At 30.5% G+C, this 13,527-nt stretch carries 12 protein-coding genes; 6 read left to right on the forward strand and 6 right to left on the reverse strand.

Annotation, left to right across the window (positions count from 1 at the left end; translation table 11 throughout):
• Positions 1-54 precede the first annotated feature (54 nt).
• Positions 55-681, reverse strand: a complete 627-nt coding sequence (locus ACZ5N4_RS16925; protein ID WP_464203672.1) for a DUF3793 family protein — start codon at positions 679-681, stop codon at positions 55-57.
• Between the two features lie 423 nt (positions 682-1,104).
• Here ACZ5N4_RS16925 and ACZ5N4_RS16930 point away from each other — a divergent pair, with 423 nt between their 5' ends.
• Complete coding sequence (locus ACZ5N4_RS16930; RefSeq protein WP_464203673.1) at positions 1,105-1,992, forward strand: DegV family protein; 888 nt, start codon at positions 1,105-1,107, stop codon at positions 1,990-1,992.
• Positions 1,993-2,534: 542 nt separating this feature from the next.
• Positions 2,535-2,732 carry an alpha/beta-type small acid-soluble spore protein gene (locus ACZ5N4_RS16935; protein ID WP_178908821.1) on the forward strand — a complete coding sequence of 66 codons (198 nt, stop codon included), beginning with the start codon at positions 2,535-2,537 and terminating at the stop codon, positions 2,730-2,732.
• Between the two features lie 91 nt (positions 2,733-2,823).
• Here ACZ5N4_RS16935 and ACZ5N4_RS16940 read toward each other — a convergent pair whose 3' ends face one another.
• The 3 genes from ACZ5N4_RS16940 to ACZ5N4_RS16950 all read right to left on the reverse strand — a co-directional run bounded on the left by ACZ5N4_RS16940 (position 2,824) and on the right by ACZ5N4_RS16950 (position 6,654).
• Positions 2,824-4,884 (reverse strand): methyl-accepting chemotaxis protein, encoded by a 2,061-nt coding sequence (locus ACZ5N4_RS16940; RefSeq protein ID WP_464203675.1) that lies wholly within the window; start codon positions 4,882-4,884, stop codon positions 2,824-2,826.
• Between the two features lie 48 nt (positions 4,885-4,932).
• Positions 4,933-5,505: a TetR/AcrR family transcriptional regulator gene (locus ACZ5N4_RS16945; protein ID WP_464203677.1), complete on the reverse strand. Its 573-nt coding sequence runs from the start codon at positions 5,503-5,505 to the stop codon at positions 4,933-4,935.
• A gap of 189 nt (positions 5,506-5,694) precedes the next feature.
• Positions 5,695-6,654, reverse strand: a complete 960-nt coding sequence (locus ACZ5N4_RS16950; protein WP_464203679.1) for an ABC transporter substrate-binding protein — start codon at positions 6,652-6,654, stop codon at positions 5,695-5,697.
• 190 nt (positions 6,655-6,844) lie between these two features.
• Here ACZ5N4_RS16950 and ACZ5N4_RS16955 point away from each other — a divergent pair, with 190 nt between their 5' ends.
• The 4 genes from ACZ5N4_RS16955 (at position 6,845) to ACZ5N4_RS16970 (ending at position 10,416) form a co-directional block, all read left to right on the forward strand.
• Positions 6,845-7,861, forward strand: a complete 1,017-nt coding sequence (locus ACZ5N4_RS16955; RefSeq protein WP_464203680.1) for a FecCD family ABC transporter permease — start codon at positions 6,845-6,847, stop codon at positions 7,859-7,861.
• The gene (locus ACZ5N4_RS16960; RefSeq protein ID WP_464203682.1) at positions 7,854-8,921 is read left to right on the forward strand and encodes a FecCD family ABC transporter permease; all 1,068 of its coding nucleotides are present in this window, start codon (positions 7,854-7,856) and stop codon (positions 8,919-8,921) included. Before ACZ5N4_RS16955 ends, ACZ5N4_RS16960 begins: the two co-directional genes overlap by 8 nt.
• The gene (locus ACZ5N4_RS16965) at positions 8,922-9,722 is read left to right on the forward strand and encodes an ABC transporter ATP-binding protein (RefSeq protein WP_464203684.1); all 801 of its coding nucleotides are present in this window, start codon (positions 8,922-8,924) and stop codon (positions 9,720-9,722) included.
• Between the two features lie 259 nt (positions 9,723-9,981).
• Positions 9,982-10,416 carry a hypothetical protein gene (locus ACZ5N4_RS16970; protein ID WP_464203686.1) on the forward strand — a complete coding sequence of 145 codons (435 nt, stop codon included), beginning with the start codon at positions 9,982-9,984 and terminating at the stop codon, positions 10,414-10,416.
• A 393-nt stretch (positions 10,417-10,809) separates the two neighbouring features.
• Here ACZ5N4_RS16970 and lpdA read toward each other — a convergent pair whose 3' ends face one another.
• Together lpdA and ACZ5N4_RS16980 are read right to left on the reverse strand one after the other, a co-directional pair.
• The gene (lpdA, locus tag ACZ5N4_RS16975) at positions 10,810-12,198 is read right to left on the reverse strand and encodes a dihydrolipoyl dehydrogenase (RefSeq protein WP_464203687.1); all 1,389 of its coding nucleotides are present in this window, start codon (positions 12,196-12,198) and stop codon (positions 10,810-10,812) included.
• Positions 12,199-12,211: 13 nt separating this feature from the next.
• A complete protein-coding gene (locus ACZ5N4_RS16980) occupies positions 12,212-13,519 on the reverse strand; it encodes a dihydrolipoamide acetyltransferase family protein (RefSeq protein WP_464203688.1) in 1,308 nt (435 codons plus the stop codon).
• Positions 13,520-13,527: the final 8 nt, after the last annotated feature.

Consider the following 13,527-nt stretch of genomic DNA (forward strand, 5'->3'; position numbering starts at 1 on the left):
TTAAGTATGTATCTCTATGAGAATTGTCTATATTAAAAATTTAAATCTCTTCAATTACCCTACCATTTTATATGAGCTTATAATTTCTATAGGTTTTATACCTTGAGCAATAAGTTTTATAATATCTGATTTTATGCTATCATACCTTTTGAAAATATTTTTAGCTTTTTCAACATTGCCATTATGATAAACTTTCCAATAACCTACAAGTAAACATTTTCTGTTAGGACAGCTTGAAAATATAGCTACATCTTCTACAGGGTATCCTAAAAAAATTCCTATTTCATGAGGACAAATTTTTTTGAACCGCTGGCTTAAAAGGGTTAAGTATTCCTGTAAACTCATATTTTCTGTATATCCAAATCTCTTTAGAAAATATATATTTCTTTTCTTCTTTAAGATCTCTAATAACATATTTTCATCATAAAAAAGTACAACTGAGTTTTCCTCACTACTATTTAATTCAAAAAATTTTATTTTTAGTCTATCTTTTAATTCATGTTTAACTTCTTCCCATACTTTCTTTTGGTTTCGATTATATGTATTAAATATTAGCAAAGAAGAAGGTTTTTCGCCCACTAATGTCGGTCCAATACTATGAGCTATTGTTGAAAATAAATAATCTTTTTCATTAAAATTTTTTACTATATTTATGTAATTACTAAAATCTTCTTTCACCATAGCTACATTCTCCTTTAAGTTATTTTAAAATATATTGTTTATTACTAGTTCATTTCTTTCTACTTATTATTTATAAATACATAACATAGCTTATTATTAGTAATCTTTAACAACGGCTTTATAATTGATAATGATTTTCATTATCTTGTTAATTTTATACTTTTTTCTCTTGTCTGTCAATAACAATACATGGCTTCAACAAAAATTTTAAGAAAAATCCATTAAGTATACTTTTCCATAGCAATACAAGATTACTCATTAAAAATTCTATATACACTAGTTATAATAAAAAAGTACTATAATTTTTCATTGTACTAATTTTTCCTTTTAAATATTTCTGATTGTATTTTGTAGAATTTCATTATAAAATAGAGTAAAAGTAATAAATTTGTCAAAATATCGATGTATTTAAGAGGAAAAAAAATGAAAGAATTTAGAATAATTACTGATAGTTGTTGTGATTTACCCACAGCATATGTTAAAGAGCTCGATATACCCTTTGTTAGCTTAACCTATCATTATAATAATATTGAAAGACTTGATGATTTTGGTACAAGCTACTCATTAGAAAACTTTTATGATGATATAAGAAATGGCGAAATGCCGAAAACCTCACAACCTAGTACCCAATCATTTTATGACGAGTTTAAAAAAGTACTTGATGATGGAAAGGATATATTATATATAGGTGCTTCCAGCGGCCTAAGCGGTACTGTGAATAGTGCAAATATAGCGAAAAACATGCTGCAAGAAGATTATCCTAACTTAAGAATTTGTATAATTGATATTTTAACAGCATCTTTAGGACAAGGTTTAATGGTTTTAAAGTCGCTGGAAATGCAAAAGCAAGGAGCTTCTATTGATGATATAATTAACTATTTAGAAGAAATTAAACAAAATCTAAATACTTTTATGATAGTAAATGATATTAATTATTTAAGAAAAGGTGGAAGAATATCTGCAACTGCTGCATTTGCTGGTATGTTATTAAATATAAAACCTTTCTTAACAATAAGCAACATTGGCAAAGTGCTTCCTTTAAACAAGCTTAGAGGAAGAAAAAAAGCTTTAAATGCTCTTTTTGAAAAGGTTTTAGAAAAAATTGAAAGCCCCGAAGAGCAGACTATAGGTATATCTCATGGAGATTGTATAGAGGATGCCTTAACATTAAAAAATCTCATATCAAACAAAATAAAGGTTAAGGATATTATAATGAGCTACGTTGGACCTGTTGTAGGTTCTTATGGTGGACCAGGTGCACTTGCTGTATTCTTTTTAGGGAAAGAAAGAGAGATTCATATTGGAACTTAAATATAATTAATCATATTTAAAGTAAAAAAATCAGCTCAAATTTCACTGAATTTACATGTGAATTTTGAGCTGATTTATTATTTTTATTTAGCGCTTTTTATAATTTCAAGCAAATTAGTATTTGTTCCGCCTACCCAGCTTGTTTTATTATCAAGAACTCTATAAATAAATTGTCCAGTTTCTGTTGACTGTATAACATTATTTATATTTTAGTTTACTTATATAGTTTCGCACCGCTTTATATCGTAATTTTTATTACTTATTGTTCTAAGTATTACATCTTATGGATAGCTTTCCTTTAATTTTATAGTGTAATAATTTTAAAACTGTACAAACTGTGATTATAAAACATATAAAAGTTTTATAAATTTAAGGAGGTTAAAGTCCTAAATGGACTTTAACGGGTAATTTTGCTAGGTAAAAGTTCTAAATGAACTTTTACGGGTAACTTGTGAGCGAAAGCGAAAATCTTAAGTTACCCAGTGCCCGAAGGGAAACAAGTAAAATTACCCCGTGTTCCGACTAAAAGGAGGAAGTAACTTATGGCAAGTAGAGGTAATAGAGTATTAGTTCCACAAGCAAAAGAAGGTCTAAACAGATTTAAAATGGAATCCGCTAGAGAAGTAGGCGTAAACTTAAAAGAAGGCTATAATGGAGATCTTACTTCCAGAGAAGCAGGTTCAGTAGGCGGAAACATGGTTAAGAAAATGGTAGAAGCTTACGAACAAGGTTTAAAATAATACAGGCAAAATAGTAACTCTATATGTTTATAAAAGCATATAGAGTTACCACGAATTTGAGTTAGGTAATATTTAAATTACCTAACTTTATTTATATTTTAAATTGTTGTATTAAATCATTTAATCGCTCAGCAAGTTCCGCTTGACTTTGCGATGCTTTTGCTACTTCCTCAATTGCATAAGTATTTTCGTCCACACTTCCCATTATTTCCTGAGAGCTTGCAGCAGATTCTTCTGCAATTGCTGATACATTTTCAATAGAACTACTTATATTATTTATAGATTCTGCTACTAAACCAACAGCAGTATTTATCTCTCCTGCTATACTATTAATAAATTCAGCATCTTTTTCATACTGTAACCCTGTATCAACTAACAACTGATAATCTGGCTTTACATTATTTTCAACAAAACTTAAAATTTCTTCAGCATTTTGTGAAAGGTTATTAAATACTTCTCTTACTTCAATAACCATGCTTTGTATACTCATAACAGTTTGAGATGACTGTTCAGCAAGTTTTCTCACCTCTTCAGCAACTACAGCGAATCCTCTTCCATGTTCTCCAGATCTAGCAGCTTCTATTGCAGCATTTAGTGCTAGTAAATTGGTCTGCTCTGCTATACTTGCGATAGACTCAGCCATAATCTTTACATCATCAACTATTTTGCCACTTTCAATAGCTTTAGCTATTTTTAAATGTTTTTCTTCATAAATTCCTATTGCTACCTTCATGGAATTTTGTCCTCTATCTTTTATTTGTGATGCACGACTTTGAATTTCCTGCGAAGAATTATTTACTTCTGTCGATTTATTTGTAAGATTACTTACAATAGAATTTATATCATCAACTGAAGTATTAATCTCCTCTGTAGCTGAGCTCAGCTCCTCGGTCCCTTTTGATACATTCTTTGTAGCTTCATTAATAGAATCCATCTTTGATGATATTTCCTCCATTGTAGCCGATAATTCTTCACTGGAAGAACTGATTTCCCCAGAACTGTCAGATATTTGTGTTATTAATTCACTCATGTTTTCATTAGCTTTTGAAAGTTCCTTGGAAAGGCGTCCAAATTCATCTTCTGAATTGACTTCTATAGTTTTAGTTAAATCTCCATTTCCAAGAGCTGTACCAAAATCAAGAATTCTTTTTATTGATGATGCAATATAATTGCTAAACAATAATATTGCTAATATTATAACTGCTATTGTAACTAAAATTACAGGAATAAGTTTATATATAAGAACACTAAGTGGTGAATATAATTCTTTCTCTGGCATTGTAAGTACAAGTACCCATCCAGTTTCAGCTATTGGAGCAGAATAAATTATATTTCTCCCATTGTTATCAGTAAAACTTCCTGTAGATTTTTTTCCTGACATTATGTTTTTTGATAGATCAGCAAGACTTTTATTATTATCATCCTGTAATTTCGTCTTCATAATTTTTGAAGAATCACTTCCTGCTATATAAATTCCATCCTTATCTACAAGAAATGCTTTACCAGTTTGTCCAATTTTTATTTCCTTAATCATCTTTTGAATTCTGGTTAAGTCTATATCTGCAGTTGTTACACCTAAAAATTTTTTATCCTTATCATAAAATGGTACTGCTGCCGTTACCATTGATATATTCGTCACATGATCTAAATATGGAGGTGTCCAAACTGCTTTTCCCCCAGAATTTACTCCTGCTTTATACCAATTCTGCTCTAGATAATTGTAGCTTTCAGAATTATAGTCATCTGTATAAACTAAATTTCCCTTATCTTTATATGCATATGGCCCAAAGTATTTAACGTCAGATTTATATTTATATGGCTCAAACCATACTCCTGCACCAAGAGTCTCATCGTTAGAATTTATATAAGATTTTAGCATTGATACATACTGCTCTTTATCCATAGTGTTCCCTACTACTTCTACTGTTCTTGCTAAAGTCACAGGAATTTTGCTGTGATTAGTAAGCGATTTTTCTATCGAAGAAACAGTGCTATCTAACTTTTCATTCATTTGTTTATCAATTTCATTATTTATAAGATTTTTTGAGGTTTGATAACTTATTGCAGATAAAAGTAACATAGATAGTATAATTAATGGTAAGAGTAATGTTAATATCCTTGTTTTTATTCTTTTAAATTTAATTAATTTCATTAAAATCACCTCAAATAAAAAATTTTGTCTTATCTTATTAGTATATCTTTATGCGTTTATCCACTGCCAATAGCATTGCCAATGTTTATTTAACTCTTCATCTGTAGCAGATTTATTAAGTGCAGTTATTTCAAATATAAAACTATTGATAAGTCTATAAAACGTATACACATGATCTTTAATTGATATATTCCTTACGATACCTTTAGCAATCATATCTTTAAAAATATTTCCTATAAACTCATGAGTATCATTTAATTCCCTATAAAAAATTTTAATTACTTTTTCTTTTAGTTCACTTGCTGGAAACATCGTGCTCCGAAAAAGAAAAACAGTTTTTTCTTTTTCCTTCAAATAATAGTTAACATGATATTTATATATCTTAAAAAGAAGTTCAGGAGTTAGATACTTTTCTTTATTTTCAATGATATCTACCCCTTCTGCCACTGCTCTCCATCCCTCAGCAAACACTTCGAGAAAAAGTTCTTCTTTTGATTTAAAATGTGAATATACAGCTGCTGCAGTTATTCCTACAGAATCAGAAATGTTTCTTATGGATGTACCTGAAAATCCCCTTTCACAAAATAGCCGTACCGCATTTTCTTTAATTTTCTCCTTCATGAAATATCTCCCTTAATTAACGTTCGTTAACTAAATAATAATATGAAATTATTTCTAATGCAATAATAATTTAATAGCATACTAATTAAAAATAATTATAATTTCAATAAATACATTTTATAAAGTAAAAATAATAAGACATAAACATATAAAAAACTACTTTTAATATGCCTGTGTCTTATTATTTTATTAAAGCTTATTTGATTTTATAAAATTCTCTATATCATCAAGCATTAGATTTGCAGCCTTAACTCCACCAGCTGTATTCCAAATAACATCATCAACTTTATAAACTTTCCCATTTTTATAAGCCTTTAATGATTGAAACATTGGATCCTTTAACCATTCCTGTTCTCTTGCTGACCCTTCACCATTTCCAGTTTCATATGTATAATAAAATACTACATCTCCATCTGTTTCTTTTAATCTTTCTTTTCCTATTTCTAATGTAAATTTATCACTTCTTTGATTTTCTGGTCTAGCAAAACCAATTTGTTTTAATATATTACCAGCAAAAGTGTCTCCTAAATAAATTCTAGTTTTACCTGGCATAAATCTTATTAAGGATACCTCTGTCTTAAGCTTATCACCAGCCAGTTTTGATATATTCGATACACGTTCATCAAATTTTCTTATTACTTCTTTTCCTTCTTTTTCTTTATTTAATGCTTTTGCATAAAATTCAAAGTTAGGTTTCCATTCTCCCCTTAAGGTATTTGAGTAAACTGTTGGTGCTATTTTTGATAGCTGATCATATATTTTTTCATGTCTCATCTTATTTCCTATAATTAAATCTGGTTTTAGCGAAGCTACAGCCTCTATATTAATTTGATCTTCAGTTCCTAAGTTTTGAACTCCTTCCATATCTTTTTCAATATGTTTATACCAAGGATTGCCTGTCCATGATTTAGCTGCTCCAACAGGCTTGATACCTAATTCAAGTAGAGCTTCTGTACCTTCATTTGTAAGAACTACAATTCTCTTAGGCTCACCCTTGATTTCTGTTTTGCCCATTGCATGCTCTATTATTCTTGTTGAACCATTAGATGCCTCTTGAGATTTATCTGAATTCTTTGCTGTACCACACGCGGTAAGAGAGAAAGCTAAAGTTAAAATTCCTAAAGCCCTTATTAGTTTTTTTGTTTTCATGCTAACACTCCTTCATCTTATTAATTCCGATTTACATCTTATCACAGAGCTAATTTTATTGCAAGTGATTCTCATTGTAAATTGATAATTATTTTCATTGACATCAAAAAAATAATAGATTATACTCTTATATGATATATTTAGTGTTTGCTAAAATACCATGAATTTAAGTTGAAAGGATGTGTTTTATTTGAAAATTTTTCGCTTAGAAAGCAATAAATCAAAAGTTCTAATGCTTGTAGCATTAATTTTTTTATTACTTTTATGCTTTCTAGGGAGTATATTATTAGGTTATATAAAAACTTCTTTTGTAGATTTAATAAATACATATATAAATTATACAAATAGTAAAGAACATATAATTATAAAAACATCACGAGTTCCAAGAGCCTTAACTGCCCTATTTGTTGGTGCTAGCTTAAGTGTTTCTGGAGTATTAATGCAAACTCTTACTAAAAACCCTATGGCATCGCCTGGACTACTGGGAGTAAATTCTGGTGCTGCTTTCTTAATGGTACTTGTATACAGCTACTTTCCCATGCTTTCTCCAAACTACACAATACTTTTTTCATTTATTGGTGCTGCAATAGCTGTAATTTTTGTTTATGCCTTAGCAGGTGGTCTTAAAGGTTCTATTCAAACTTTTGATTTAACTCTTGCAGGCGCGGCTGTATCTGCTTTATTCATGTCATTTACTCAAGTGATATTGTTTAAAGATCAAAAGACTATGGAGGAGATTATTTATTGGATAACAGGCTCTGTGGAGGGCAGAAGTCTTGATATTTTAATTAAGGTAGTTCCTTATTTACTTATTGCACTTATTATTTCCTTTATTCTATCAAAAAAATTGAATATTTTTTCTTTAGGTGAGGAAATTGCAAAGGGGCTTGGCTTAAATACAGAACTTTTAAAAATACAAATTATCATATTAGTTGTGGTATTGGCTGGTGCTTCAGTGGCTGTAGCAGGTCCTATTGGGTTAGTGGGATTAATTATTCCACATATAACCCGTGCTTTAGTTGGTTCTGAATTCAAGTGGTCACTACCTTATAGTATGGTTCTAGGATCAATATTTTTACTAGTATCTGATATAAGTTCTCGTTTTATTATTTATCCAAAGGAAATCCCTGTTGGAGCATTAACAGCTATAATCGGTACTCCTTTTTTCATTTATATAGCTAGAAAGGTGGAAACACAAAATGAATAAATTCTTTATTGTTCGAAAAAATAAACTATCTTTTATATATGAAAAAAGAAGCCTTATCATACTATTATTTACATTTATTATTTGCATATTAAGCATACTTTTAAGTTTAAGTATAGGTCAGAAAAATATTTCTGTACTCTATATAATAAAAACTCTATTCACTAATGAACTTAGTGGCGATACGTTTATTATAAATAACATAAGACTACCAAGAACATTAGTAGCCTTTTTTGTTGGTGCTTCACTAGCACTTTCAGGCTCAATTCTTCAAGGCGTTGTAAAAAATCCTTTAGCCTCTCCCAACATTATAGGCATAGTAGATGGTGGTTCTGTGGGAGCACTAGTCTTCTTAACTTTATTTACTGATCCCAAAAATAATGCTTTGACAACTAGTATATTCTATATGCCTGTATTCGCTTTTGTAGGGGCATTTTCTGCAGTTGTTTTAGTTTACTTTTTAGCTTTTAAGAACGGAGTTACACCTTATAGATTAATACTTATTGGAATTGGAGTAGCTGGTGCAGCAAAAGCTATTACTTCTATACTAATAATTAATGGGCCAGTGGTATTTATTAAAGAGGCCAATCTTTGGATTACCGGAACTGTATATGGCACAAACTGGACACATGTTAAGCTTTTATCCTTTTGGTTTCTCATATTCTTTGTGATAACAGTAATTTATTCTAAAGTGTTAAATGTTATAAGCTTAGAAGATACCATTTCTAAAGGATTAGGAACATCATTAGAAAAAAATCGATTTACCCTTATGATTTTAAGTGCTGCTCTAGCTAGTGGAGCTGTTGCTGTAGGCGGCGGTATTAGCTTTGTAGGATTAATAGCACCTCATATATCCAGAAAACTTACTAATTCATCCTTTGAAAATATTATACCTCTATCTTCATTGGTAGGTGGAATAATAGTGGTTTTGTCTGATATAGCTGCAAGAACGCTGTTCTTTCCTTTAGATTTGCCAGTTGGAATATTTACAGCAGGAATAGGTGCGCCATTCTTTGTTTACCTATTAATTAAAAATCAAAAAACCCTTAAAGGAGGTAGTTAAATGAGTCTGTCTACAACCAATTTAACCTTAGGTTATGGAGATAATATAATATTAGAAGATATTAACATTAGCATACCAAAAAATAAAATCACTATACTAGTTGGAAGTAATGGATGTGGTAAGTCAACCTTATTAAAAACCATGTCCAGACTATTAAAACCCAAATGTGGCAAAGTTTTTTTAGAAGATAGTAATATATTTGAAAAATCTACGAAGGAAATTGCAAGAGATCTGGCCATACTAACTCAAACTCCTACTGCTCCTTCTGATTTGACTGTGTTCAATCTTGTTAAGCAGGGAAGATATCCCTATCAAAGTTGGTTTAATCAATGGAGTAAAGAAGATGAAAAAATTGTAAATCATGCACTAGAAAAAACTGGCTTATTAGATATAAAACATAAAAAACTTTCTGACCTTTCCGGCGGACAAAAGCAAAGAGTTTGGATTGCCATGACATTAGCACAGCAAACAGGTATAGTACTTTTAGACGAACCTACAAACCACTTAGATATAAAATATAAAATAGAGGTGCTTGATCTTCTAAAAAAGCTAAACCAAACAGAGAAGAGGACTATTATCATTGTGCTTCACGATATAAATTTAGCCTGTAGATATGCTGACCATATAGTAGCTATAAAGGATGGTAAGGTATACGCTGAGGGCGATCCAAAGAAAATTATAAATGAAAAGTTAATTAAAGAAGTATTTGATATAAATTCTAAAATTATTGATTGTCCTATTTTTAAAACTCCTATGTGTATAACCTATCAAACTTTAAATACAGCAAATAGTTGTATCTAAAATTTTAAATTAAAGATTAAAATTTTTTATCATATTTATAACTTCTACAACCTAATTCCTTAACTTAATAGGAATTAGGTTTATTTATTGTATTTTATTAAAATTACATTTAATTTATTCCTACCCCCTTATATTTATCTAAGCCTTCGTATATTTCTCATGAAAGTTAATATTTATCATTTTACATAAGTTAAATTTAATACATAGAACTGTATTAAATTTAGAATCAATATAAAATTTTAAAAGGAGCATAGACCTTATGGAAAAAGATCAATTGTTTATGGTATCATCTACAGATATAGATATGACTCTAGAGATAAACTCTGTATGTTTACAACATATAATTGCTAAAAGCAAATTAACTCAATTTATATATAACTACAGTGAAATTTCCTCTGAACTTATTAACTTAAATAATAGAAAAGATATTATTGAATACATTGAAACTGTACTAAATAATAACCTAAACAGAAAAATTATCAACGATGCTCTTTCTAAAACAAGATTAGGAGAAAAAGCGCCTAAAAAAAGTTTAAACTCTGAGCCTTCTAAAAACTTTTCTAGCTTTGATACAATGCTAGCTGTAAGAAATTTTCAAAAGAAAAATCACATGGCATCAGCTGGCAAAACGGGCATGCAAATATTTAATAAACTAAATTCATCTGAATTGAATCATGTAGAAGAAACTAGATAGGTTTAGAATTAACTATCTATATAGGGGTACTAGGGCGAAAGTTACCTTATACCCCGGGATATGTTTCCAAAGCTTTAGTCCGTTAAAAACTTTTAGCCAATCTAAAGCTTAAGTTTTAGACGACCTAAGACTTAGATAAACTCGCTATGCTCAGTCGGACTAACTTATCAATTAGCATTGATAAGTAGCTCGTGAAAAGCCATTTAGGCTTTTCACCACTATCTAATGTTCTAAGTTTGTCTTAAAACTCTTCGCTAAGATTGGCACAAAGTTTTTAAATCTACCTTCAGTCTTTGGAAACATATCCCTTTATATAAGTTACCTTTCTAGTTAGTTTCTCTATATATAATTCAAAGTACAAAAATTGTAAACCTACATAGATAGATAACTTCATTACTCATTTAATATGTGAATGGCCTCTTTGTTAACTGAAAGTACAGCTTCTTTCATAGCTTCCCCTACAGTTGGATGGGCATGTACTGTTGTGATTATTTCTTCTGTAGTAGCTTCTAATCTCAGCGCTAATGCAGCTTCAGCTATTAAATCTGTTGCTCTTGGTCCAAGTATATGAACTCCAAGTATTTCATCATACTTTTTATCTGAAATAACTTTTATTATCCCTGTAGTTTCATTCATTATAAGGGATTTCCCATTGGCTATTAGCGGAAACTTACCCACTTTGTAATCTATACCTTTCTCCTTTGCCTGCTCTTCAGTTAATCCAACGGTCGCTAATTCAGGTTTGGTGTATACGCAAGCAGGTACAGTTTTATAATCCATTTCTTTGTTTTTCCCCATTATATTTTCTACAGCTACTATTCCTTGATCTGAAGCCACATGTGCCAGCATATTTTTGCCTGTACAGTCACCAATTGCATATATGTTTTTAATATTTGTTTCCATTTTGTCATTGACTACAATGTAGTTTCTTTCTGTCTTTATGCCTACAGCTTCCAAATTTAAATCCTCAATATTTGCTGTTCTTCCTACAGCAATTAGAACTTTTTCTGCGTTAACGACTAAATCTTTTTCACCAGAAAAGCTAACTTGAAGGCCTTCAGAACTCTCTTCAATTTTTGTGACCTTGTGGTTGGTGTGCATTTCAATACCATCTTTTATTAATTTATTTTTAAGCATTTCTGAAATTTCTCTATCTATTAGTGGTAAAATGTGCTGCATCATTTCAATAACAGTTACTTTACAGCCTATACTGTTAAAAATATTAGCCAATTCTATACCTATTACTCCTCCACCAATAACAACAAGACTACTAGGAACTTTCTCCAAATTTAATGCACCTGTGCTATCAATTACTCCTGTAAGCTCTTTTCCTTCTATAGGTGGAATAAATGTCCTGGAGCCGGATGCTATTACTAATTTATCGTATTTAATTTCTTCTGTAGTTCCATTCTCTTTTGCAACTAAAACCACATTACCTGCTTGAAGTCTTCCAGTTCCATTAATGACCTTTACCTTATTAGCTACTAATAAACCTGAAACTCCTGATACAAGTCTTTTTATTACATAATTCTTTCTGCTTTGAAGCTTACTCCAGTTAACTTTTGCACTGCCTTCAATATCTATTCCTATCTTTTTAGCTTCTTTAAGCTCTTCTAATAAATCAGATGTATGTGCTAATACCTTGGTAGGTATGCATCCAATATTCAAACAAGTTCCCCCAACCTTTTCTTTTTCAATTAATGTTACTTCAGCACCTAATTGTGCTGCTCGAATTGCAGCTACATATCCACCTGGTCCCCCACCTACAATAACTAACTTCATACTCATCATCTCCCTATAATATTAACATCTCTGGTTTCTCAATAAAGGCTTTAAGCTTTGACAAGAATTGAGCTGCTACTGACCCATCTACTGCTCTATGATCAGCAGTAAGGGATAAATTCATAAGAGGTTTTATAACTATTTCACCATTCTGAGCTATTGGAGTTTCTGTAATTTTATTTACCCCTAATATAGCAACTTCTGGCTGATTTATAATTGGAGAGAAATACTCTATGCCATACATTCCTAGATTGGTTATTGTAAATGTGCCACCTGTAATTTCATCAGGCTTAAGTGCATTCTTCTTTGCCTTATCAGCTAATTCTTTTATTGTTGTTGAAATTTCTTCTAATCCTTTTTCATCAGCACATTTAACTACTGGTACTACAAGTCCTTCATCTAAAGCTACTGCTATACCCATGTTTACAAAGTTTCTTAAGATTAGTTCATTTCCATCAACAGAACAATTAAGTAAAGGATACTGCAGTAATACCTTTGAAACTATTTTTACTAACAAATCTGTATAAGTTACTTTACACACATCTTTAAGAGCATCCTTAAATCTCTTTAAGTTAGTCATATCAACTTTTATGTCATATGTTACTGTTGGAGAAGTAACCCAGCTTTCATACATTCTCGAAGCAATTACCTTCCTCATTTGAGACATTGGAACTCTCTTTTCAACATAGGTATTCTCTGAAGTCTTATTACACTTACATAAGGATAGAATATCCTCTTTCATTATCCTTCCATCTTTTTCGATTTCTGATAAATTAACATTTAATTCCTTTGCTATTTTACTTGCCATTGGGGATGCTTTGGCTTTGTTTTTACTACTTTCAATATACTTTTCTACATCTTCAATTGTTACTCTTCCCTGTGGGCCTGTACCTTCAACTAATGTGATATCTATATTATTTTCTGAAGCCATCTTCTTAGCAGCTGGAGAGGCTTTTATTCTTCCTTGTTTTCTCTCTTCACCATTCACTTCTTTTAATTCTTTTTCTGGTAATTTACTATCGCTTTGCTCCACTGATTCACTATTTGATGAGGAATCACTTAATAAAGAAGATATATCTTCATCAGCACTACCAATAATTGCAACTGGCTTTAAACATTCAACTACATCTCCTTCTTCTACAAGTAATTTTCTCACTATTCCTTCATCACTTGATTCAAAATCATTGCTCAACTTATCTGTTGATATCTCAAATAAAACCTCTCCTACTTTGATTTCATCTCCCTCTTTTTTATTCCAAGTTACTAACGTACCTTCTTTCATTGTAAGTCCTAGTTTCGGCATAACTACAACCTTTGCCATAAATATTC

Source organism: Clostridium nitrophenolicum (assembly GCF_055391695.1).